General features: G+C 36.6%; 20 protein-coding genes. All 20 read left to right on the forward strand.

Annotated features, from left to right (window positions below; all coding sequences use genetic code 11):
• Window positions 1-94: 94 nt before the first annotated feature.
• Window positions 95-1,429, forward strand: coding sequence for a type I glutamate--ammonia ligase (glnA, locus tag H8S01_RS04835; protein ID WP_021867083.1), 1,335 nt, complete (start codon window positions 95-97; stop codon window positions 1,427-1,429).
• A 19-nt stretch (window positions 1,430-1,448) separates the two neighbouring features.
• The gene (locus H8S01_RS04840) at window positions 1,449-2,003 is read left to right on the forward strand and encodes an ANTAR domain-containing response regulator (RefSeq protein ID WP_186836383.1); all 555 of its coding nucleotides are present in this window, start codon (window positions 1,449-1,451) and stop codon (window positions 2,001-2,003) included.
• A gap of 61 nt (window positions 2,004-2,064) precedes the next feature.
• Entirely contained in the window at window positions 2,065-2,931 is an 867-nt protein-coding gene (gene dapF, locus H8S01_RS04845) for a diaminopimelate epimerase (RefSeq protein ID WP_186836384.1), read from the forward strand.
• A 31-nt stretch (window positions 2,932-2,962) separates the two neighbouring features.
• Window positions 2,963-3,586 (forward strand): cyclodeaminase/cyclohydrolase family protein, encoded by a 624-nt coding sequence (locus H8S01_RS04850; protein ID WP_186836385.1) that lies wholly within the window; start codon window positions 2,963-2,965, stop codon window positions 3,584-3,586.
• Window positions 3,587-3,661: 75 nt separating this feature from the next.
• Complete coding sequence (locus H8S01_RS04855; RefSeq protein ID WP_186836386.1) at window positions 3,662-4,501, forward strand: bifunctional 5,10-methylenetetrahydrofolate dehydrogenase/5,10-methenyltetrahydrofolate cyclohydrolase; 840 nt, start codon at window positions 3,662-3,664, stop codon at window positions 4,499-4,501.
• 209 nt (window positions 4,502-4,710) lie between these two features.
• Window positions 4,711-6,285, forward strand: a complete 1,575-nt coding sequence (locus H8S01_RS04860) for a hypothetical protein (RefSeq protein WP_186836387.1) — start codon at window positions 4,711-4,713, stop codon at window positions 6,283-6,285.
• Window positions 6,286-6,300: 15 nt separating this feature from the next.
• On the forward strand, window positions 6,301-6,921 hold the full coding sequence (locus H8S01_RS04865) for a hypothetical protein (RefSeq protein ID WP_186836388.1): 621 nt from the start codon (window positions 6,301-6,303) through the stop codon (window positions 6,919-6,921).
• Window positions 6,922-6,954: 33 nt separating this feature from the next.
• Window positions 6,955-7,581, forward strand: a complete 627-nt coding sequence (locus H8S01_RS04870) for a hypothetical protein (RefSeq protein ID WP_186836389.1) — start codon at window positions 6,955-6,957, stop codon at window positions 7,579-7,581.
• A 33-nt stretch (window positions 7,582-7,614) separates the two neighbouring features.
• Complete coding sequence (locus H8S01_RS04875) at window positions 7,615-8,289, forward strand: hypothetical protein (RefSeq protein ID WP_186836390.1); 675 nt, start codon at window positions 7,615-7,617, stop codon at window positions 8,287-8,289.
• A 139-nt stretch (window positions 8,290-8,428) separates the two neighbouring features.
• On the forward strand, window positions 8,429-12,856 hold the full coding sequence (locus H8S01_RS04880; protein WP_186836391.1) for a metallophosphoesterase: 4,428 nt from the start codon (window positions 8,429-8,431) through the stop codon (window positions 12,854-12,856).
• A 4-nt stretch (window positions 12,857-12,860) separates the two neighbouring features.
• On the forward strand, window positions 12,861-13,982 hold the full coding sequence (locus H8S01_RS04885) for a YibE/F family protein (protein ID WP_186836392.1): 1,122 nt from the start codon (window positions 12,861-12,863) through the stop codon (window positions 13,980-13,982).
• A gap of 263 nt (window positions 13,983-14,245) precedes the next feature.
• A complete protein-coding gene (locus tag H8S01_RS04890; protein ID WP_186836393.1) occupies window positions 14,246-15,688 on the forward strand; it encodes a hypothetical protein in 1,443 nt (480 codons plus the stop codon).
• 15 nt (window positions 15,689-15,703) lie between these two features.
• On the forward strand, window positions 15,704-16,360 hold the full coding sequence (locus H8S01_RS04895; RefSeq protein ID WP_186836394.1) for a hypothetical protein: 657 nt from the start codon (window positions 15,704-15,706) through the stop codon (window positions 16,358-16,360).
• Window positions 16,350-17,030 carry a hypothetical protein gene (locus tag H8S01_RS04900; RefSeq protein WP_186836395.1) on the forward strand — a complete coding sequence of 227 codons (681 nt, stop codon included), beginning with the start codon at window positions 16,350-16,352 and terminating at the stop codon, window positions 17,028-17,030. The genes H8S01_RS04895 and H8S01_RS04900 overlap by 11 nt, the downstream gene beginning before the upstream one ends.
• 145 nt (window positions 17,031-17,175) lie before the next feature.
• Complete coding sequence (locus H8S01_RS04905; RefSeq protein ID WP_186836396.1) at window positions 17,176-17,688, forward strand: hypothetical protein; 513 nt, start codon at window positions 17,176-17,178, stop codon at window positions 17,686-17,688.
• A 127-nt stretch (window positions 17,689-17,815) separates the two neighbouring features.
• Complete coding sequence (locus H8S01_RS04910; protein ID WP_186836397.1) at window positions 17,816-18,319, forward strand: hypothetical protein; 504 nt, start codon at window positions 17,816-17,818, stop codon at window positions 18,317-18,319.
• 462 nt (window positions 18,320-18,781) lie between these two features.
• Window positions 18,782-20,527 carry an aspartate--tRNA ligase gene (aspS, locus tag H8S01_RS04915; protein WP_021867074.1) on the forward strand — a complete coding sequence of 582 codons (1,746 nt, stop codon included), beginning with the start codon at window positions 18,782-18,784 and terminating at the stop codon, window positions 20,525-20,527.
• Between the two features lie 125 nt (window positions 20,528-20,652).
• Window positions 20,653-20,946 carry an Asp-tRNA(Asn)/Glu-tRNA(Gln) amidotransferase subunit GatC gene (gene gatC / locus H8S01_RS04920; protein WP_021867073.1) on the forward strand — a complete coding sequence of 98 codons (294 nt, stop codon included), beginning with the start codon at window positions 20,653-20,655 and terminating at the stop codon, window positions 20,944-20,946.
• 12 nt (window positions 20,947-20,958) lie between these two features.
• Window positions 20,959-22,404, forward strand: coding sequence for an Asp-tRNA(Asn)/Glu-tRNA(Gln) amidotransferase subunit GatA (gene gatA / locus H8S01_RS04925; protein WP_186836398.1), 1,446 nt, complete (start codon window positions 20,959-20,961; stop codon window positions 22,402-22,404).
• Between the two features lie 15 nt (window positions 22,405-22,419).
• Window positions 22,420-23,853, forward strand: coding sequence for an Asp-tRNA(Asn)/Glu-tRNA(Gln) amidotransferase subunit GatB (gene gatB, locus H8S01_RS04930; RefSeq protein ID WP_186836399.1), 1,434 nt, complete (start codon window positions 22,420-22,422; stop codon window positions 23,851-23,853).
• The last annotated feature ends 66 nt before the right edge of the window (window positions 23,854-23,919 follow it).

A 23,919-nucleotide genomic window follows, 5' to 3' on the forward strand; every position in this document is an offset into this window, starting at 1 on the left:
TTACTAACGAATTAAAAATGTTGTATTATATAAAAGATTAAATTATATAAAAATATATCACGCCGCACATTTTGCGGAAGAAATGAGGCAGATTATGGGAAGATACTCTAAAGAAGATATTTTTAGAATGGTAGAGGAAGACGATGTTGAATTTATCCGTCTTCAGTTTACTGACATATTCGGTGTATTAAAAAATGTTGCAATTACATCAAGCCAGTTAGCAAAGGCTCTTGATAACAAATGCATGTTTGATGGTTCATCTGTAGAAGGCTTTGTACGAATAGAAGAATCAGATATGTATCTTTACCCAGATTATGATACATTCGAGATATTTCCATGGAGACCGCAGCAGGGAAAAGTTGCAAGACTTATATGCGATGTATACACACCCGACGGAAAACCATTTATGGGTGATTCAAGAAATGTTTTGAAAAAAGTCATAAAAGAAGCTGCTGATATGGGCTATCTATTTGAGGTTGGACCGGAATGTGAATTTTTCCTTTTCCATACTGATGATAATGGACAGCCGACGACACTTTCACATGAAAGAGCGGGATATTTTGATTTAGGTCCTACAGACTTAGGTGAAAATGTAAGACGTGATATGGTTCTTACACTTGAAGATATGGGATTTGAGATTGAAGCATCACATCATGAAGTAGCACCTGCACAGCATGAGATTGATTTTAAATATGATGAAGCTTTAATCACAGCAGATAATATAATGACATTTAAGCTTACAGTAAAGACTATAGCAAAACGCCACGGTCTTTATGCCACATTCATGCCAAAGCCGAAGTATGGAATTAATGGTTCCGGTATGCATGTTAATATGTCTCTTGCCACAATGGCCGGAAAGAATATTTTTGCTGACGATTCAGATAAATTGGGACTTTCAGAAGATGCGTACCACTTTATTGCCGGTATTTTAGAGCATGCAAAGGGAATGGCAGCAGTAACTAATCCACTTGTAAACTCTTACAAGAGACTTGTTCCGGGATATGAAGCTCCTGTATACATTGCATGGTCTGCAACAAACAGAAGTCCGCTTATAAGAATTCCGGCATCAAGAGGAAATGGAACAAGGGTTGAACTTAGAAATCCTGATCCATCGGCTAATCCATATCTTGTGCTTGCACTCTGCCTTGCAGCAGGGCTTGACGGAATTAAGAGAAAGTTAAAGGTTCCTGCAAGTGTTGACTGCAATATATTTGAGATGACAGATGAAGAGAGAGCAGCATCCGGTATTGCGACACTTCCTGAAAATCTTTATGAAGCAGTCCAGTGTATGAAAAATGATAAGTTTGTATGTGATGTTTTAGGTGATCATATAGTAGAAAAATATACCGAAGCCAAGTTAAAAGAATGGGAAGATTACCGTACAAGAGTTTCCCAGTGGGAAATTGACGAATATCTTGCGAAATTCTAATTTGGAGGAAGTGTAATTAATGTCAACTTTAATTGTGGCATTTCCAAAGATTGAGGAGGCGAAAGCAGTCCGCAATCTTCTGGTACGAAAAGGATATGAAGTTGCAATTCCGTGTATAACGGGGGCACAGGTTATCAATCAGGCAGATAATCTTTCAGATGGAATTATTATCTGTGGTTATAAGCTGTCGGACAACATGATTTACACGGAATTAAACGAATATAAGCCAAAAAGTTTTGAGATGCTTCTTGTGGCATCGAGAAACCTCTGGGGAGATTGTCAGGATAATGATATTGTCTGTGCTGCAATGCCTATAAAAGTAAATGATTTATGTTCCACAATAGAGATGATGCTTCAGGCACAGGTCAGGAGAAGAAGAAAGCTTCGCAGCCAGCCAAGAAGGAGAAGCCCGCAGGAACAAAAAATAATAGATGATGCAAAGGCGATATTGATGGAACGAAATAACATGTCAGAGCCGGAAGCATTCAGATACATACAGAAGTGCAGCATGGACAGCGGAAATACTATGGTAGAATCTGCACAGATGGTGATAAGCATATATGATGGTGGCTAAATCCTCTGCTCCTGCAAGGGCAGTCGCATTTTGCTTCGCAAAACAAGGAGGCTAAAAATTTATGAAGTTTACAAAGATGCAGGGAGCGGGAAACGATTACATTTATGTTGACTGCACCAAGAAGTTGTTAAAAAATCCGTCAAAGACGGCAATTAAGGTAAGTGAAAGACATTTCGGAATCGGTTCTGACGGAATGATTCTTATAAAATCATCAGACAAGGCTGATTTTTTCATGGAAATGTACAATGCGGACGGTTCGCAGGGAAAGATGTGCGGTAACGGAATACGCTGCGTCGGAAAATATGTATATGACAATAAGCTTACCGATAAAACTACAGTAAAAGTTGATACACTGTCAGGTGTAAAGACTCTTGAATTAAAGCTTGGGGATGACGGAAAGGTTGAATCTGTAAAAGTTGATATGGGAGCACCTATTCTTGAGGCAGAAAAGGTACCTGTAAATACAGCTGTTTTGAAGCCGGCAGACGGAGAGACTGCAGTTATTAATCAGCCTCTTGTAGTTGATGGAAAGTCATACAATGTGACATGTGTTTCAATGGGGAATCCGCATGCGATAGTTTATCTTGACAACGATATAGATATAAAGAAGTTTGAACTTGAAAAAATCGGACCGGGTTTTGAAAAACATGAAGCATTTCCAGAGCAGGTAAATACTGAATTTATTCAGGTAGTTGACAGAAAGAATCTTAACATGCGTGTATGGGAGCGTGGCTCAGGCGAGACACTTGCATGCGGCACGGGAGCATGTGCAAGTCTTGTAGCAACCGTTTTGAATGGAATGTGCGATGACGAAGCGACACTTCACCTTCTCGGCGGTGATTTGAAAATTAACTGGGACAGAGAAAATAACACAGTATATCTTGAAGGTCCGGCAGTGACAATCTGCACGGGAGAGATTGATGAGTAGATGTAAATAAAGAAAGGATTGGCGTATTATTATGACACAGCAGAGTATGGATACATTTTTAAAAACATTATCAAGTTCGGCACCTGTTCCCGGCGGCGGAGGTGCGAGTGCATATGTGGCAGCAGTTGGCATGTCGCTTGGCTCAATGGTTGCCAATCTTACAACAGGCAAGAAAAAATATGCCGAGTATCAGGAAGAAATTGAGCAGATAATCGAAAAAGCAGGGAAGCTCACAGATGAACTTGCGGATTATATGCAAAAAGATGCAGTTGCATTTGAACCATTGTCAAAAGCATACGGACTTCCAAAAGATACAGAAGAAGAGAAAACACACAGAGAAGAAGTCCTTGAAAAGTGTCTTGTGGCAGCAAGCGAAACACCTCTTGAATTAATGGAGAAAATTCTTGAATCAATGAAAATTCTTGAAAGACTTTCTGTTATAGGAAGTACACTTGCAATAAGTGATGTCGGTGTAGGCATACAGATGGCAAAAGCTGCTTTAAACGGTGCGTCTCTTAACGTATTTATTAATACAAAGCTTATGAAAAATATGGTTGTTGCAGATGATATGAATATGCGTGCTGATGAAATGCTGGTACAGGGAAATGAGCTTGCGGACAGCATTTATGAGACTGTAATGGACAAGGTAAGGTAAATAACAATAATATTGGCATAAATGTACGGGATTTTTTGGCATAGGTTGAGCATAAAAGTACAAGGGAGTATGAAAATGGAAATTTTAAAGGGTCTGCCTGTTGCACAGGCTATTAATGAAGAACTTATAAAAGAATCACAGGAGGCTGGTATCAAGCCGCATCTTGCGATTATCCGTGTGGGAGAGCGTCCCGACGATTGTTCGTATGAACGCGGTGCGACAAAAAAGATGGATAAGGTCGGATTTGACTGCACATCATATGTATTTCCTCAGGATATAACAGATGAGGAATTCCAGAAAGAATTTGATAAGATTAATAATGATGATAATATAGATGGAATCCTTCTTTTGAGACCGCTTCCTAAGCACATCAATGAAAAAGCAATAGAAGAAAGAATCAACCCGGTAAAAGACCTTGACGGAATTTCTCCGATTAATCTTGCAAAAGTATACGCAGGCGATGTAAACGGTTTTGCACCGTGTACGGCGGAAGCTGTAATTGAAATGCTTGATTATGCCGGGATTGACCTGACAGGAAAGAGAGTTACGGTAGTCGGAAGAAGCCTTGTAATCGGAAAACCTGTTGCAATGATGCTTATGAAAAAAAATGCGACTGTTACTGTATGCCACACTAAGACAAAAGATATGGCAGGAACATGCCGTAATGCAGAAGTGCTTGTTGCGGCGGCGGGTTCTGCAAAAATGATAAAGCCTGATTATGTCGCTGATGATGCGGTTGTAATAGATGTCGGAATCAATGTGGACGAAAGCGGAAATCTGTGCGGTGATGTCGATTTTGACAGCGTGGCAGAAAAGACATCGGTTATAACACCAGTACCTGGTGGTGTTGGTTCAGTAACAACTTCAGTTCTTGCAAAGCATCTTCTTCGTGCAGCAAAGATGAGAAAATTGTAATTGAACTCTCAGAAAAAATATTTAACAATTAATATAAAAATTGTAGACAGAAAAATAAAAAACAGCTATACTTGTACCCGTATAAATACAAAAATATGTTATTTATGCACAAATGGTACATGCATGGCTGTTTTTTTGCTATTATGACTGCCAATTAGAGCAAAAACTGTAAAGTGTATTGGGGCTATATGTGCATGCAAAGGAGGATTATGAAGCAAAATAATGTGTTGGGTAAGATTTTAGTTATTGTACTTTTGGCAATTTTATGTTTTATAAAAGCACCAGAGAAAGTATATGCAGGGGAGTTAGAGGTGGAATGCGTATTATATAAAATAGAAATATGTAATATCTGCGGTCATGATTACAATAGTAAGATGTGTTCCCATACAAAGGGAATAACGTATGAAGGAAATGAATGTACTCCGGAGGAAATGAAATATTGCAATATTTGTGGTGAGGATATGAGATATTGTGAGCATGAAGAAGGAGTTGAATATGGAGGTGTAGAGTGTAATCCATGGGAAAAGTGCAATATCTGTGGAAATAATTATTATGATGCAGGAGGTGCATGCTCTCATTGGAAAGGTAATTATTATGGAGGAACAGAGTGTTTGCCATATGAAATATTAGTATGCAGTATTTGTGGTGATAATTATTGGGGCGGAGATTGTCCTCATAGTGAAGGTGCGTGGTATGATGAAGGATACTGTGAATTAGATAAAATGACAATATGTAATATTTGTGGAAATAATTATTATGACCCAAATGGTGCGTGCAGTCATTGGGAGGGGGAAATATATAATCAGATAGAATGTAGTACAATAACAATATGCAATATCTGCGGAAATAATTATTATGATGCAGGAGGTGCTTGTTCTCATTGGAAAGGTAATAGTTATGGTGGTACGGTATGTGAATCGAATACAATAACGATATGTAATTTGTGTGGAAATAATTATAATGATCCAAGTGCATGCGGACATTGGACTGGACAGATTTATGGCGATACAGTATGTGAAACGAGTAACAGAACGGTATGCAGTGTATGTAATGACTGGTATTCGGAGTGTGCACATATAATAGGACATGAGTATAAAAATATTGCTTATTATTTTTACATAGAAGACAGAAAAGAACAGATTACAGAAGATATTAATGATTTAGGTGCGATACGCAATAATGAAAATAACGAATATCATCAGGATAATAAAATATATGCAGTTGTTGAGATAGAAACAAATAATGTAAATGATTTTATTTCTGCATGGGATTCTATTGGAATATACAAAGAAGAAAATGACGGAGTATATGAAGAAGAGGATTGCTGCATATATGCTGTTATTATGAATATGCATGGAACTGAAACAGAAATATCAAATGGCGTAGGGAAAGGATATTCACTTAGAATGACATTGGATGACATTAATGACTTAGAAAGAAAACCAGTTCAGCGGTTAATATTATTACAGTGTAGTGCAGGAAATATTGATTATGTAGGAGAGAATGTTGCATCTTCATTTGCAAGGAAAGTGTCAGGCAAAGTGCTTGCAGGGGATAAAGAAGTTCATAATTATAAAGTTAAACCTGATGATTCTAATGTAAAAGTAAAGATATATTATGTGGAAAATCAAAAATTTTATACGACATATTATGCTGACGGACGAGGTTGGTATCAGTATATATATAACTGGAATGAAGAGGTTATAAGATATGAATACATGGCACCGCCACAAATTGATAATATGTATAGAATATATCAGTTGATAAAGATGTTGAATGTATAAGAAAGGGGAGAACAAATGAAGAAGAAATTAACATTAGCGATAGCGGCGTATGTGCTGCTGGTAGCAGGAATATTAACGTATATATATTGTCCAAGAACAGTTATAAAAAATACAGCAATGTGGTATGAAAAAGATTTCACAATACCTATATTTTGTAAAACAGTAGAATTTAAGCAGTTGTATGATTTAGGGTTATATAACGGTAAATTTGAAGTGAGTAAAGACCAGGCAGAGAAAATCATTAAACAGTTAGATGATGCTGTGGAAAGATATGAAATGTCTAAAAAGCAGTCATATTCAAAATTAACATATAAAGAAATTGAAATAAAGGAAAATACAACAGATGTGAGAAACCGAACAAACTTAATAACCGAAAAAGATAGTGTAATCAGTGATGTGTGGAATTTGGAAGAAAATATCGAAGTGATAGGATTTTATTATACATTTCCGCAAATTTGGGAAGTAAATTGTGATGATGGAAGTCATCCGCCAAGGTCTTTATTTTATGATGGTAATAGGATTGATGATGCAATGCCATATTGTAGTATGATTGTCTATAAAGACATAAATAACAAATATTATTTCTGCATATGCAGATATGTACTAAGAGACTGGTGTAAACCACAGAATTGGTAAAATTATAAATTATTGTTGAAGGTGGGAGACCGAATGAAGAAGAAATTAACATTAGCAATAGCGGCGTATATGCTGCTGGTAGCAGGAATATTAACGTATATATATTGTCCAAGAACAGTTATAAAAAATACAGCAATGTGGTATGAAAAAGATTTCACAATACCCATATTTTGTAAAACAGTAGAATTTAAGCAGTTGTATGATTTAGGGTTATATAATGGTAAATTTGAAGTGAGTAAAGACCAGGCAGAGAAAATCGTTAAACAGTTAGACGATGCTTTGGAAAGATTTGAAAATTCTATGAAACAATCTGAAGAGGGATTGTCATATAAAGAATTGGAAATAAAAAAGAATACAACAAATGTCAGTAAATATGTTTATTCTGATGAAACGAAAAGTATAACCACAAGTGCTGCATGGAATTTGGGTGAAAATATTGAAGTATTAGGATACTATTATACTAAGCCACAACGTTGGGATACAAATTGTGGCTATGAAGATAAAAAAAGACCAACACGTTCTGTGTTTCAAGATGGAAATGCTATTGAGGGTCAAGCACCAGCTTGTAATATGATTGTCTATAAAGATACAAATAACAAATATTATTTTCGTATATGCAGATATGTACGAGGAGATTGGTGTAAGCCACAAGATTGGTAAAATTATAATTTATTGTTGAAGGTGGGAGACTGAATGAAGAAGAAATTAACATTAGTGATAGCGGCGTATGTTGTTTTGATTGCGGGATTATTATGTTACGCACAATCACCGCGTGTAATTTTAAAGAATACAGTTATGCCATATGAAAAAGATTTTACAATGCCAAAGTCCGTTAAAAAAATAATATTTGAACGTAAAAAAATTAATATAAAATATAACAAATATGCTAATGTATATACGGCTAAATTTGAAATAAGCAAAAAAGAGGCTGCCAATATGGTAAATCAGTTGAATAGTGACAGACAAAGATATTTAACAGCGGTTGAAAATAGCAAAAATGGCGGTGATGAAGAAAGAGAGCAATTAGAAAAGACCACAAGAGTATATAACCTTACGGTATTTTATAATTATAAGAAATCCGGCAATAGAATAATACAAGAAGATATATGGAAACATGATAAAAAGACAATGATTGATAAAGATTCTGATGTTATAGGATATTATGTAACAGGAACTAAGCTGTTTAGTGAGGATTTTGAAACAGATGAAGATAGGGATGTTGTGCCAAAGAATTTTATACTTATATATAAAAATTCAGATGATAAATATTATCTGTGTATAAAAAGGTGGGCATACAGGAACTGGGATTATACATTAAGAGAGTGGGAGTTTAAGGAGAAAGAATTAAAAGAAGAAAATAAGCAGTGATAATCTATTATTATATTTTGAAAAATTTTACAAAGTTTTACATAAATTTCTTCAAATTGTGATATTGGATTTTACATGACATTACTATAATTATGACGTTTTCAAATGTTTGAGCAATTATACTAATAAGGAGAACGTCATGAAAAGGAGAAAAAAACGGATTGTAGCGGGAACTGTGGCTGCTGTTATGATAGCAGGCAGTATCTTAGGTAATATTTCACCGCTTATTGCGAGCGAGACAGGCGGTGCAGATGTTTCGGTAAATGAGAGTTTTAACAAAGAGGGACTTTGGCTTACGGAGATTTATCAGAATGACGTAGACCGGAGTGTGAAGAATAATTCAAGAGAAAAAAGTGGTTACGAAAGTATCAGGTTATATAAAAGTACAACCGATTTGATGGAATTTGTCGAGATTACAAGTACATATGAAAATCCTGTTAATTTTAACGATACATATGAGTTTGTATATAACGATACAGTTCAAAAAGTTACAACAATGGATGATAATGCTGATGTTGTAATACAGCCGGAAGAGAAGGTTGTACTGTGGAATTATAGAAGTGATGTCACAACTACGATTCCTACAGAAGCAGAATTCAGGGAAGAGATGAGAATTCCTGACGATGCAGTTGTTCTTAAAGTTACAAGTGGTGTGAACTGGGGCGTTACATCAACATTTTCATTAAAAACAAAAGCTGGCAATAATGTGGTTTCAACATTTACGGCTACGGATAAGGTTAATACAATGGACGGATTTTCGGTTGAGCTTTCAATTCCCGATATTGGAAATGAAATGGAAGTATACCGCGATATGTGTGAGCCTTCACCGGGATATGTATACTCAGGACAACTTAATGGTCTTGTAAAGGCTAAAGTTCCTGATTCACAGATTGCCAACGGTGTGTTTATTACGGAAGTAAGACCGAATGATATAAACAGAAGCAGTGTATATGGAATCAGTGATGATTTGATGGAATGTGTCGAAGTTGTCAATACAACAGACCATGATGTTGATTTGAATAACGAATATCAGTTTGGATATGAAGTTAAAGAGGGCAGCAGAAAAATTCTTGATGTAAGCCGTTATGATGAAAATACAGAGTCGGGTATAGGTTCATCTGATAACTGCGTTATTCCGGCAGGAAAAACAGCGGTAATATGGTTTTACAGAATTAATTTTCTGAAAAATTATACAAGTTTTCCTACAGAGAAAGAATTCCGTGATGCTTATAAAATAAGTGAAGATGTTCCGGTTTATCTTGTTACGGGTCAGAATGGTATGAACAATACAAACCGTGCAGTTGAGATTTATAAGAAAAATTCTGACGGAACAAGAAAACTTGTGTCAAATTACTGCTATGTTGGTAATTCTGACTGCAAGGATAACAAATCGGCTGAACTTATGGTAAATCCAGAAGGACCTGAAATGCTTCTTAAAACAGCAAATGCAGCAACTTCAATGGGAAATGCAAGCACAGAACAGTATACATATGCAAAAGATGATGGTTCAGCATTGACTTTACAGCTTAATGATACTGTTCCAAAATCTATTATGCAGGGTGATGAGTTAAGAGTTGATTTCCATTTTGAGCAGACAGGAAATCTTGCAAGAACAGGTATCAGTACATATTACAGATTTGACGGAACAGGAAGCTGGAATAAAACAACAGAAGTAAACAGGAGAGTTCCTAATCTTTATGAAGTATTGATTCCAGCGGATGAATTATTTTCACATGATTATGTTGAATTTTACGTGAGTGCGGATAACAGATACCGCAGCACATTAAGTAATATTTACAAGGTGGAAATTAACAAATTAAATGAAACTGACGGAATCAGAACAAATATAGGTGATAAAGAGGAAGTCAGTGGAATCGTAACAATGACAGCTAATGACGGAGGCAATAATTTATCATCAAAAATATATATTGATGATATTGAACGCACAACAACGCCAATGCTTGAAGACGGAGCGTATTTTACATTCCATGCTGACGGCAGGGACAGCTATTTCAGAAATGCTGTTACAACAACAGATAACGAAACAATTGCTTCAATAGGAAAGTGGCAGTACCAAATACTTGATGGTCAGGCACTACATATTGATAACAGATATTTTAAATATAACGAAGAAAAGGCAGCTTATGATGTGACACTCCGTTTCTGGGCTGGTACATATGGCACGACAGGTGACGAATATCTTATGCCGGATGCGAACAGAGAAGATTTTACAGTTAAAAATCTTGCATTAAAACTTATTAATGGAAACGTTTACTATCCGGTGTCAATCGGACCGGATGATGCAGCTACAAGTGCAAAGACAAATCTTAGCACAGATTATGAAACAGTTCATTATATTGGTGATTCAGCTGGTATGTGTCCATATATGGATGTGAGTTTTACAGTTCCGGCTACAGAAGTTACTGCAGTTGGTACACAGGTGGATACAACAAAGCTTTCAGAAGGTGAACATACTTTAAAGGTAACTGACGGCATAAATACAAAAGAAGTTACTTTTATTGTGGATAACAAAGCTCCTGAGATTGAGCTTGGTGTAAAAGATGGTGACATTTTGGGTGGAAATATTACACTCAGTCCTAAAGTTACAGAAGCAAATACACTGGAAGAATTCGTTGTGACTCTTGACGGCGAGCAGATTAATGATACATATGAAACAACCTCTTTTGCTTTGGGCGACGGACAGCATACAATTACAGCATTTGCAAAAGATGCTGCAGGAAATGAGACAACAAAGACAGCGGTATTTATGGCAGACAGTGCAAAGGTAACAATTAAGGACGGTTTAACATCGGATATTACGGATAACAGTGCTTCTCTTTATCTTAACCTTGAAAATGTCAAGTCAGATACAACGGCAACATTTTACAGGGCTGAAAGGATAAAAGCCGACAGTATAAAAACAGATACATCAGAAGGTATTCTTCCGTATATACAGTACACGGTAAATGTACCTGATGTAAAAGATGATGAAATTATTGCCGCAAACTGGGACGGTGAAGCTTCAAACAGTAACGATACGCATGCAAGTACAATGTATGTGTTAAATACAGCTACAAATGAATGGGATGAAATCGCAAAAGCAGATGAAAACGGAACAATAAAAGAAGCCGGATTTACAGCTGCAAATCATGTAAAAGACGGAAATGCGACGATTATTGTCCAGTGTACTGCTGATTCATCACTTCCGGAACTTGATACAGTTACTGATAAAAAAGTAAATAATAATGCAGACTGGGATGGTACAAATGTTCCGGACGATTACGATTTCTGTTTCGCGTGGGAAACGGATACACAGTATTATGCGGAGGAATGGCAGCATCATTTTACTAATATTAATAACTGGATTGTAAATAATGCTGACAAGCGTAAAATTAAGTATGTTATTCATACAGGCGATATTGTAGATGATGTCGATATGACCTATGAGTGGGAAAATGCAGACGAAGCAATGGGAATTCTTGACAAAGCAGGTATGCCTTACGGTGTTCTTGGCGGAAATCACGATGTTGCGGCAGGTCTTGCAGATTATGAAAATTATTACAAATATTTCGGAGAAAACAGATTTAAGACACAGCCTACATATGGTGGAACATATCAGAACAATAAAGGCCATTATGATTTGATAAATGAGGGCGGACAGGATTTTATAATTGTATACATGAGCTGGAATATTTATCAGGACGAAATTGACTGGATGAATCAGGTCCTTTCACAGTACAGTGACAGAAAGGCAATCCTTTGCTTCCATACATACACAAATGTAAAGCAGAGCGGCGGAACTTATCTTGATTATTATGGACAGCTTGTACAGAAATATGTTGTTGAAAAGAATCCTAATGTATTTGCGGTATTAAACGGCCATTATCACGGCTCATCATATGAGACTGTAATGTTTGATGATGACGGCGACGGCAGGAATGACAGAACAGTATATCAGATTTGTACCGATTATCAGTCAGGATTTGAAGGCGGTAACGAATATATTAAGTTCCTGTATTTTGACCTTGATAATAACAAGATTTATATGAATTCATATTCTCCTTGCATGGACGATTTTAACTATTATGATACAGAACTTCACACATTAAATGTAGAAGGTGCATCAGCAACGGGCGTTGACCAGATGGTTCTCGACGTTAATTTTAATACGAAAGAGCAGACAATTCTTGAAAAGAGCTTTTCAGCTTACGTGTATACAAATGAGAAGCTTGGAAGTGTAAATGCAGAAACAAACGGTGCAACAGGAAAGGCTGTACTTGAATTGACAAATCTTAAAGAAAATACAGATTATGCGTGGTATGCGGTTGTAACCAATACAGCGTCGGATATTGAAAAGAGCGGTGTATATGAATTTACGACAGCAAAGAAAAATGAAAGTGTCAATACGGGCGGCAGCGATTCAGATAATCAGGAAAATACAAATTCTGATAAGCTTATTGGTTCGATTGAAACAGGTGACAGGGCAAAGATATGGCTGTTTGTGCTTCTTGGACTGTCAGCGGCAGGTATCGGGGCAGTTACCGTTATAAAGAAAAAAGAGGCATAATTTAATGGATAACAGGAGAAATTTATATAAAAGAGTTCTCCGTGTACTTCTTCCGATGGTGATTCTTGCGGGGATTATCATCGGAAGTTGTCAAATTAAGAGAACTCATATTAAAGCAAATAATAATGTTGTATATGTAAAAGCAAAGGTCACACAAATTATAGAAGATAATTCGGGCGGACAGCCATTCGGCGGTGCACAGAAAGTATCCGCAAAGATTACCGGCGGTCAGTATAAGGGGCAGAATTGTGAACTTGATAACTCAAATTCATTTCAAAGAGGTGCATTCTGCACGACAGGAACAAAGGTTATTGCGGTAGTAAAAGATATAGATGGTGTGATTACGGGTTCTGTGTACAATTATGACAGGACAATGATGGTATATGTTCTGCTTGGGCTGTTTTCGCTTTGTCTTGTGCTTGTCGGAGGCAAAAAAGGAGCAGCGGCACTCTACGCACTGATATTTACATTTATATGTGTAATATGTATGTATGTTCCGCTTCTTTATATCGGTCTGAACGGGATATTTGCGGCACTTCTCACATCGGTTGTGATTCTTGCGGCGTCGATATATATATTAAACGGAGTTTCTTCAAAGACGGTCTGTGCAATAATCGGAACAACAGTAGGCATAGTTTTGTCGGGAGGCCTTGCAATGATTGCGGGCAGCCTTTCAAATCTCAACGGATATAACATGTCTGATGCGGAATCAATGATATATATAGCCAACAGTTCAAAACTGCATGTTTCGGATATTTTGTATGCGGGAATATTAATATCGTCACTCGGTGCGGTGATGGACGTAAGCGTATCTATAGTTGCCGCTATAACCGAGATTCACGAAAAGGCACCTGATTTGAAAGCAAAAGAGCTGTTTATGTCAGGCATGCACGTCGGACACGATATGATGGGAACCATGTCAAATACACTCATTCTTGCATACACGGGTTCGGCAACGGGAACACTTCTTACGATATATTCTTATGAGATGCCTTACCTTCAGATTATGGGTTACAATTCCATAATAACAGAAATAGTCTGCGGACTCTGCGGTACAATCGGCGTGATACTGACGGTTCCTATACAGGCATTTATAACGACGGTGGCGTTGAAAATGAAAAAGTAGGCATATTCAAAATATAAAAGTGATTGACACGAAAATATTAATCAGTTACACTTGTACTTGTATAAATACAAAAATATGTGTTTTATTAACAAAAGTACAGGCGTAACTGTTTTTTTATTTTGAATTATGCCTGATGAGTGAATAAGACAAAAGAGGAGGATTATGAAAAAATTAAATTGTTATTTCAAATGATGATAGTGTGCTTTGTTTTTCTTATGTGCATGTTTAAAAACACAAGTAAAGCATATGCAGGATTGGAACAGGTGGAATGTGTTGTAAGTGAAATAGAGATATGCAATATATGCGGTCATGATTTTAACAGTGTATTGTGTTCACATACAAAGGGTGCGTCATATGGCGGAAGCGAATGTAAACCATATGAAGAAAAATATTGTAATATATGTGGAGAGAATATGGTTTACTGTACACATGAAGAAGGTGTTGAATATGGTGGGGTTGAATGTAAGCCGTGGGAGAGATGTAATATCTGTGGAAATAATTATTTTGATGCTGGCGGAGCATGTTCGCATGAAAAAGGAAGTTATTACGGCGGAACAGAATGTATTCCGAAAGAAATATATGTGTGCAGTATTTGCGGAGACAATTATTGGGGCGGTGATTGTCCGCACAGTGAGGGTGCATGGTATGATGAGGGTTATTGTGAATTAGATAAAATAACAATATGTAATATTTGCGGGAATAATTATTTTGATGAATATGGGGCGTGTTCACATTGGAAAGGTCAGGTATATGGTGATGTAGAATGTAGCACAACAACAATATGCAATATTTGCGGAAATAATTATTACGACCCGAATGGAGCATGTTCGCATTGGGAAGGTAATAGTTACGGAGGAACAGTATGTGAGGCCAATAAAATAACTTTCTGTAATATATGCGGAAATAATTATTATGACCCGAATGGAGCGTGTTCACATTGGGATGGACAAATATACGGAAATACAATATGTGCAACAACAGAAAAAATGTTTTGCAGTGTGTGTAAAGATGAGTACGATAAATGTTTGCACATAAGAGGTAAAGAGTATAAAAATATTGCATATTATTTTTATATTGAGGACAGAAAAGAACAGTCAGAAAGTGATGTGGCTGATTTAATAACTATAAAAGAGGATGAGAGTAATCCTTATAATTATAAAAATAAAATATATGCAGTTGTTAAGTTTGAAACAAATAATGAACAAAAGTTTAGAGAAGCGTGGGAAAATGTAGGCAAATTTAATGAGAGTGCATGTTGCGTATATGCGGTTATGATGAACATGCATGGAACGCCGACGGAAATATCAAATGGATCCGGAAAAGGTTATAGTCTGAGAATGAATATTGATGATATTAATTCACTTGAAAGAAAGTCTGTTCAAAGACTTATACTTTTGCAGTGTTCGGTCGGAAATATAGATTATGCAGGAGAAAATATTGCATCTGCATTTGCAAAAAAAATAAGCGGACAGGTGTTGGCAGGAGATGCGGAAGTAAATGTGAAAAAATACTATAAACTAAATAGTAGAGATGATGCAAATGACCAATTTTTTTCTGAAAAATCAGAAATATATGTAAGATATGAGGCAGTGGGAAATGGTTGGTATTTTTATAAATATGATCTGGATGAAAAAAGTATAACGTATACAAAATTAAGTGGAAATTCATATAGAATATATCAATTAATAAATATGTTTTCTGTTTAGATAATAGGTGGAAATATGAAAAAAACAAAAATAAAAATAGGCATTATATTAATATTAAGTTTGTTTTTTATAATAATGTGTTTGAACATATACAAACAAAGCCCGAGATACATAATAAAAGATACGGTTATGTGGTATGAAAAAGATTTTACAATACCGTTATTCTGCAAAAAAGTGAAGTTTGAGTATGATAAAAAGAGCGGTAATTATACAGGAAAGTTTGCAATAAGTGAAAAACAAAAAGATAGCTTATTTGATAATTTAAAAGAATTTAACGAAAGAAGCGTAAATGTAACAAATAGTATTGATAAATATAAAGGCAATTTAAGAGATTTGGATAAAAAAACGCTTAATACAACGATGGTATCATATAATCTTTTATATAAGTATTATTTTAAAAAAGAAAAAAAGAGAGACGATATACAGATAGATAAAATATATCCGGAAGAATGGATGCTGGAAAACTGTGATGAGTTAATAGCAATTTATTTAACAGAACCCAGATATATAAAAGACAGTTGTGATGAAACTGTTTTATCCGATTATAGTAACTTGATTAATGGAAAGGTGCCAAGGTGTTGCATAGTTATATATAAAGATAAAACCGGAAAGTATTATTTTTGCATAAAAAGAACAGATTATTCCGACTGGGACGGACCAGATGTTTGGTAACAATGTTTTAGCAGAAAATATGAAAGGCGATAAAGTGAAAACAAAAATAAAAATAGGCATTATATTAGTATTAAGTCTGTTGCTAATAATAATATGCTGGAATATATACAAACAAAGCCCGAGATACATAATAAAAGATACGGTTATGTGGTATGAAAAAGATTTTACAATACCGTTATTCTGCAAAAAAGTGAAGTTTGAGTATGATGATGAAACTGGAGAGTACGCAGGTAAATTTTTAATTACTAAAAAACAGGCTGATAAAATTAAAAAGAAATTAACTAGTGCGAGAGCAAGGTCAGGAAATTCAACACATGCAGAAAATGAGTACAAAGGGGAGGATATACGTGAATTAAGTGAAAAAATATTAAATACAACTGTGGTTTCTAAGAATCTGTTGTATACAACATATATGGGAAAAGAAAAAAAGAGAGATGATATTGATTCTCAGGAAATTTTCCCGGAAAGTTGGCTGATAGAAAATGAGGAAAATTTGATATTATTATATAGAATTATGCCACAATATGGATATGCAAGATTATTTAATGAAAGCGATATAGAAAACGTACCAATTAGTTATGTCCTTATATATATGGATAAAGAAGGAAAATATTATTTTTGTATAAAAAGAGCAGAGTATTCTAATTGGAAAGGACTTGATATGAGATAACAATGTTATAGCAGAAAATATGAAAGGTGATAAAGTGAAAACAAAAATAAAAATAGGCATTATATTAATATTAAGCTTGTTTTTTATAATAATGTGTTTGAACATATACAAACAAAGCCCGAGGCATATAATAAAAGATACTGTTATGTGGTATGAAAAAGATTTTACAATACCGTTATTCTGCAAAAAAGTAAGGTTTGAGTATGATAGGGAGACGGGTAAATATACAGGTAAATTTTTAATTACAAAAAAACAGGCTGATAGGATTTATAATAAATGGAATAGTGCAAGGAAAAGGTATTGTGATTCAATAGATGTTCAAAATGAACATTCGTGTGATGATATAAGTGAATTAAGTGAAAAAATATTAAATACAACAGCAGTTTCTAGCAATCTGATGTATAAGACATATATGGGAAAAGTAAAAAAGAGAGATGATATTGATTTTAATGAAATATATCCTGAAAATTGGATGATAGAAGATGAAGACGAGTTTTTATTATTGTATTGGACACAGCCACAAACAGGATATGGTGCATTATTTAACGATTCGGAATTGGTTGATGGACACAGACCGATATGTCATATTATGGTGTACAGAGATAAAAAAGGAAAATATTATCTTTGTATAAAGAGAGAGGGGAATGATTTATATTAAAAAAATTATGAAAAAATCTAAAATAAAATTAATAAACATATTAGTAATAATTGTAGCTGTAATGTTTATATTTATAATTTTAAACATATACAAACAAAGTCCGAGGCATATAATAAAAGATACTGTTATGTGGTATGAAAAAGATTTTACAATACCGTTATTCTGCAAAAAAGTGAAGTTTGATTATGACCGTGAGACAGATACTTATACAGGAAAATTTTGTTTAAATGAGGAAGACAAAGATAAGTTAATGGATAAGCTTGAAAATGCACACGAAAGGTCCAAAGAGCAGCAGTATATATTTTTTCAACAACAGGGAGATTCAATAAGAAAATTGGGAGAAGTTGTATTGAATACAACTGTAGTTTCGGATAATCATGCAGAAAAACAGAATATAGATTCAGAAAAAATATATCCTGAAAGCTGGATGTTGGAGGATAATGCAGAACTTATAGGGTATTATTGGACATCTCCAAGATATATAGAAAGTGTGACACTGTTTCAGGATATAAATGAATACGGGAAAATACCATATTGCTATATAGTTATATATAAAAATACAGAAGGAAAATATTATTTATGTGTAAAAAGAACTTATTTTGATGATTGGGATGGACCGGAAAGCCTGTGAAATTTTTCAAATAGTCCTTGAATAAAATATTTTCGTATGTTATGATACCAATATCAAAATGTCTTTAGTGGGCGGACAGCTCTGTAAGGCAATAACAGAATATATTATAAAGACTGTGAAAGAGACTCTTTTTCATGGAACCTGACAGGAAAGCGGTGTCGTCGGCTGAGAGCACCCGCAGGGAATTGATTGAGGGAACACTCCGGAGTTGGATAGCTGAACCGACGGATATGATTTGAATTTGGCGGCTAGGTTATTTCGTTGCACGCGTTAAGTGCTAATGAGAGATATGTAATTTTTGTAAGTGCATATCTGATGCGGGTGGTACCGCGGATAATAAGTTTATTCGCCCCGGGATACAATTAATGTATTCCGGGGCTTTTGTGTGTGACAAAATTAAAAACATATTTTGCCGCACATAAGGCTTTTTCAAAAAGAGCGTAGTTAAGAAAGGAGATTACGATGTCAAACATTTACAGAGACAGAACATTAAATCAGGTCAGTGAACAGGATATTGACAGCAATTTAAGAGTAGCGGGCTGGGTAGAGAATATCCGTGACCACGGCGGTGTATCATTTATCGATTTAAGAGATATGTATGGTGTGCTTCAGGTAGTTATCAGAGATGCAGAACTTTTAAAGGGAATCAAAAAAGAAGAATGTATCAGTATAGAAGGTATCATGGAAAAGAGAGATGAGGAGACATACAATCCAAAGATTCCTTCAGGTACAATCGAACTTGAAGCAAAGAAAATTACCATGCTCGGACAGGTTTATCAGACACTTCCGTTTGAAGTTATGACGTCAAAAGAGGTCAGAGAAGATGTTCGTCTCAAATATCGTTATCTTGACCTTAGAAATCAGAAAGTAAAAGACAATATCATTTTCCGTTCAAAGGTAATTTCATTCCTTCGACAGAAAATGACAGATATGGGATTTTTGGAGATTCAGACACCTATTCTTTGTGCCTCTTCTCCTGAAGGTGCAAGAGATTATATCGTTCCATCAAGAAAATACAAGGGAAAATTCTATGCACTTCCACAGGCACCACAGCAGTATAAGCAGCTTCTTATGGTATCCGGTTTTGATAAATATTTTCAGGTTGCACCATGTTTCAGGGATGAAGATGCAAGAGCTGACCGTTCACCGGGAGAATTCTATCAGCTTGACTTTGAGATGAGCTTTGCAACACAGGAAGATGTTTTCCGTGTAGGTGAGGAAGTTCTCTCAGAAACATTTGAAAAATTTGCACCAAAGGGATTCAAGGTTACACAGGCTCCTTATCCAATCATAAGCTACAAGCAGGCTATGCTTGAGTTTGGTTCAGACAAGCCTGACCTCAGAAATCCGTTAAGAATTATAGACCTTTCTGAATTTTTTAATAAATGTACTTTCAAGCCGTTCCAGAATAAGACTGTAAGAGCTATCAATGTTCATGCAAAGCTTTCAAAGGGACAGCATGAAAAGCTCCTCAAGTTTGCTACAGGTCTCGGAATGGGTGGTCTCGGTTATCTTGAAGTATTAGATGACCTTTCATATAAGGGACCAATTGATAAGTTTATTCCAGATGAGTTAAAGGGTGAAATCAGAGAACTTGCAGGACTTCAGGCAGGAGATACAATTTTCTTCATGGCTGACAAAGAAGACAGAGCTGCATATTATGCAGGACAGATTAGAACAGAACTCGGTGAAAGACTCGACCTTATTGAAAAAGATGCTTACCGTTTCTGTTATGTCAACGATTTCCCAATGTTTGAAAGAGACCCGGAGACAAAGAAGATTGGATTTACACATAATCCTTTCTCAATGCCACAGGGTGGTCTTGAAGCATTAAATACAAAAGACCCGCTTGATATTCTTGCTTATCAGTATGATATTGTTTGTAACGGTGTAGAACTTTCTTCAGGTGCCGTAAGAAACCATGATATGCAGATAATGGTTAAGGCATTTGAAATTGCAGGATATGATGAAGAAGTATTAAAGGAGAAGTTCGGAGCGTTGTATAACGCATTCCAGTTCGGTGCACCGCCACACGCAGGTATGGCACCTGGTATTGACAGAATGATTATGCTTCTTACAAATGAGGAAAATATCCGTGAAGTTATCGCATTCCCAATGAGCGGTACTGCACAGGATCTTATGTGTGGTGCTCCTAATGAGGTAACAGAGCAGCAGCTTAGAGAAGTTCACATAAAAGTCCGTGATTAAAATACGCATGAGAGCAATGTGCGGCAGTGCCGCACATTGGGATTTTGCTTCGCAAAACAAGGAGGACAAATCCTCTCCTCGCCGTGAGGGGCTCGGATTTTGCTTCGCAAAACAAGGAGGATTATATGGCAAACGTAATTGATGACGCAACGATTGATTATGTAGGTATCCTTGCCAAGCTTGAACTTTCTGACGAAGAAAAAGAACAGGCTAAGAAAGATATGGCGAGCATGCTTGATTATATTGACCAGCTTAATGAGCTTGATACAACAGGCGTTGAGCCTATGTCACACGTATTTCCTATTGAAAATGTAATGCGTGAAGATGTTGTTACTAACGGTGATGAAAGCGAAAAAACACTTTTCAACGCACCGGAAAGAAAAGACAAGACATTTGTTGTACCAAAAACTGTTGAATAGAAAGGAGCGGCCATGGGATTGTTGGATTTGACAGCAGTGGAACTTGCCGGGCAGATTAAGTCGGGAAAAACCACAGCGGTAGAGGCAATGGAAGCTGTTATTGCAAACATTGACAGCAAAGAAGAAGAGCTTAACTGTTATGTTACATTTGACAGGGAAGCAGCACTTTCGGCAGCAAAAGAAGCCCAGAAAAAGATTGAGGCAGGGGAACTTACAGGACCTCTTGCAGGTGTGCCGATTGCAATAAAAGATAACATGTGTACAGAGGGTGTTCTTACAACATGTTCATCAAAAATATTAGGGAATTTTATACCACAGTTTTCAAGTGAAGCTGTAAAAAGAATAGAAGAAGCGGGAGCTGTTGTCATCGGAAAGACAAACATGGACGAATTTGCCATGGGTTCTACAACCGAGACATCAGCTTACGGTCCGACTAAGAATCCGTGGAACACAGAGCATGTACCGGGCGGTTCTTCAGGCGGTTCGGCTGCGGCAGTTGCAGCAAATGAGTGCTTTTGTGCACTTGGTTCTGACACAGGCGGTTCTATACGACAGCCTGCATCATACTGCGGTGTTGTCGGCATGAAACCGACATACGGAACAGTTTCACGTTACGGACTTATCGCATACGGTTCATCTCTTGACCAGATTGGACCTCTTTGTAAAGACGTTACGGACTGTGCAACTATCATGGAAGTAATCGCATCACATGATAAGAAAGATTCAACATCAGTTGAAAGAAAAGATACAGATTTTACATCAGCACTTGTAGATGATGTTGCTGGAATGAGAATTGGTATTCCGAGAGATTATTTCGGAGAAGGTCTTGACCCGCAGGTAAAAGAGGCGGTTCTTTCGGCAGCGGAAGTTTTAAAGTCAAAAGGTGCTATTGTTGAAGAATTTGATTTGAGTCTTGTAGAGTATGCTATTCCGACTTATTATACAATAGCAGCAGCAGAAGCAAGTTCAAATCTTGAAAGATTCGACGGTGTAAAATATGGTTTCCGTGCAAAAGATTATGACGGACTTCACAGCATGTATAAAAAGACGCGTTCAGAAGGATTCGGGCCTGAGGTTAAGAGAAGAATCATGCTTGGTTCATTCGTATTAAGTTCAGGTTATTACGATGCTTATTATCTTAAAGCACTTCGTGTAAAAGCCATGATAAAGAAGGCTTTTGATGAGGCATTTGCAAAGTATGACGTAATACTCGGACCTGTTGCACCTACAACAGCCCCTAAGCTCGGTTCATCACTTGCAGACCCTATCAAGATGTATCTTGGTGATATTTATACAATTTCCGTAAATCTTGCAGGACTTCCGGGCATAAGCGTTCCGTGCGGAAAAGACGATAACGGTCTTCCTATAGGTGTCCAGCTTATCGGTGACTGCTTTAACGAAAAGAAATTAATTCAGACTGCCTACGCATATGAGCAGGCACGCGGTAAATTTGAGTAAGGAGGAAAAAATAATATGTCGAAACAATACGAAACAGTTATTGGCCTTGAAGTTCATGTAGAACTGGCTACCAAAACAAAGATTTTCTGCGGCTGTTCAACAGCATTCGGCGGTGCACCTAATACACATACATGCCCTGTCTGCACAGGTATGCCGGGCTCGCTTCCTGTCCTTAACAAACAGGTTGTGGAGTATGCGGCAGCAGTTGGTCTTGCTACAAATTGTTCAATAACACAGCACTGCAAATTTGACAGAAAGAATTATTTTTATCCTGATAACCCACAGAATTATCAGATTTCACAGTTATATCTTCCGATATGCCGTAACGGACATGTTGATATTAAGCTTGAAGATGGAACAGAGAAGGCAATAAGAATCCATGAAATCCACATGGAAGAAGATGCCGGAAAACTTGTCCATGATGACTGGGAAGATGTTTCATACGTTGATTACAACCGTTCAGGCGTTCCGCTTATCGAAATCGTATCTGAGCCTGATATGAGAAGTGCAGAGGAAGTAATTGCTTATCTTGAAAAATTAAGACTTATAATACAGTATCTCGGAGCATCTGATTGCAAACTTCAGGAGGGTTCAATGAGAGCTGATGTAAACCTTTCGGTAAGGGAAGTCGGAAGTACAGAATTCGGCACAAGAACAGAGACAAAGAATCTTAACTCATTTTCTGCTATTTCAAGAGCTATTGAAGCAGAGCGTGACAGACAGATTGATTTGATTGAATCGGGAGAAGCCGTTATTCAGGAAACAAGAAGATGGGACGACAATAAGGCGTATTCATATGCAATGCGTTCAAAGGAAGATGCACAGGATTACAGATATTTCCCAGACCCAGACCTTGTTCCGCTTAACATAAGCGATGAGTGGCTTGGTGAAATCAGAAGCTGTCAGCCTGAGTTTAAGACAGAAAAAATGGCACGTTATGCCACAGAGTATGGAATTCCTGAATATGACATTAATCTTATTACGGATTCCAAGAAACTTGCTGATATTTTTGAGGCAACAACATCACTTTGCAATCAGCCAAAGAAAGTTTCTAACTGGATTCTCGGCGAGACAATGAGAATTCTTAAAGATAAGGACATGGAGCCTGAAGATATTACATTTTCACCTGAAAATCTTGCAAAGCTTATCAAGCTTGTAGAAGCAGGTACTATCAACGGTTCTGTTGCAAAAGACATATTTGCCGTTATATTTGACGAAGATGTAGACCCTGAAGCTTATGTGAAAGAAAAAGGTCTTGCACAGGTGAGCGATGAGGGCGAGCTTCGTTCGGTAGTTGAAAAAGTGATTGCAGACAATCCGCAGTCAGTTGAAGATTACAGAAATGGTAAAGATAAGGCAATCGGTTTCCTTGTCGGACAGACGATGAAAGCAATGAAAGGAAAAGCAAATCCTGGTCTTGTAAATAAAATTTTAAAAGAGCTTTTATAACAAAATCATGAGAAGCCGGGCTGGTTATGCAGTCCGGCTTTGTTAGAAAATAAATTTGGTAAGTAC

The organism is Lachnospira hominis (ex Liu et al. 2021), from assembly GCF_014287955.1.
GTDB classification, from domain to species: domain Bacteria; phylum Bacillota; class Clostridia; order Lachnospirales; family Lachnospiraceae; genus Lachnospira; species Lachnospira hominis.

Bases quoted from the DNA above. Each gene is read 5' to 3' on its own strand.
- glnA (WP_021867083.1), top strand. From the start codon at position 95: ATGGGAAGATACTCTAAAGAAGATATTTTTAGAATGGTAGAGGAAGAC.
- H8S01_RS04840 (WP_186836383.1), top strand. From the start codon at position 1,449: ATGTCAACTTTAATTGTGGCATTTCCAAAGATTGAGGAGGCGAAAGCA.
- dapF (WP_186836384.1), top strand. From the start codon at position 2,065: ATGAAGTTTACAAAGATGCAGGGAGCGGGAAACGATTACATTTATGTT.
- H8S01_RS04850 (WP_186836385.1), top strand. From the start codon at position 2,963: ATGACACAGCAGAGTATGGATACATTTTTAAAAACATTATCAAGTTCG.
- H8S01_RS04855 (WP_186836386.1), top strand. From the start codon at position 3,662: ATGGAAATTTTAAAGGGTCTGCCTGTTGCACAGGCTATTAATGAAGAA.
- H8S01_RS04860 (WP_186836387.1), top strand. From the start codon at position 4,711: ATGAAGCAAAATAATGTGTTGGGTAAGATTTTAGTTATTGTACTTTTG.
- H8S01_RS04865 (WP_186836388.1), top strand. From the start codon at position 6,301: ATGAAGAAGAAATTAACATTAGCGATAGCGGCGTATGTGCTGCTGGTA.
- H8S01_RS04870 (WP_186836389.1), top strand. From the start codon at position 6,955: ATGAAGAAGAAATTAACATTAGCAATAGCGGCGTATATGCTGCTGGTA.
- H8S01_RS04875 (WP_186836390.1), top strand. From the start codon at position 7,615: ATGAAGAAGAAATTAACATTAGTGATAGCGGCGTATGTTGTTTTGATT.
- H8S01_RS04880 (WP_186836391.1), top strand. From the start codon at position 8,429: ATGAAAAGGAGAAAAAAACGGATTGTAGCGGGAACTGTGGCTGCTGTT.
- H8S01_RS04885 (WP_186836392.1), top strand. From the start codon at position 12,861: ATGGATAACAGGAGAAATTTATATAAAAGAGTTCTCCGTGTACTTCTT.
- H8S01_RS04895 (WP_186836394.1), top strand. From the start codon at position 15,704: ATGAAAAAAACAAAAATAAAAATAGGCATTATATTAATATTAAGTTTG.
- H8S01_RS04900 (WP_186836395.1), top strand. From the start codon at position 16,350: ATGTTTGGTAACAATGTTTTAGCAGAAAATATGAAAGGCGATAAAGTG.
- H8S01_RS04905 (WP_186836396.1), top strand. From the start codon at position 17,176: ATGTGGTATGAAAAAGATTTTACAATACCGTTATTCTGCAAAAAAGTA.
- H8S01_RS04910 (WP_186836397.1), top strand. From the start codon at position 17,816: ATGTGGTATGAAAAAGATTTTACAATACCGTTATTCTGCAAAAAAGTG.
- aspS (WP_021867074.1), top strand. From the start codon at position 18,782: ATGTCAAACATTTACAGAGACAGAACATTAAATCAGGTCAGTGAACAG.
- gatC (WP_021867073.1), top strand. From the start codon at position 20,653: ATGGCAAACGTAATTGATGACGCAACGATTGATTATGTAGGTATCCTT.
- gatA (WP_186836398.1), top strand. From the start codon at position 20,959: ATGGGATTGTTGGATTTGACAGCAGTGGAACTTGCCGGGCAGATTAAG.
- gatB (WP_186836399.1), top strand. From the start codon at position 22,420: ATGTCGAAACAATACGAAACAGTTATTGGCCTTGAAGTTCATGTAGAA.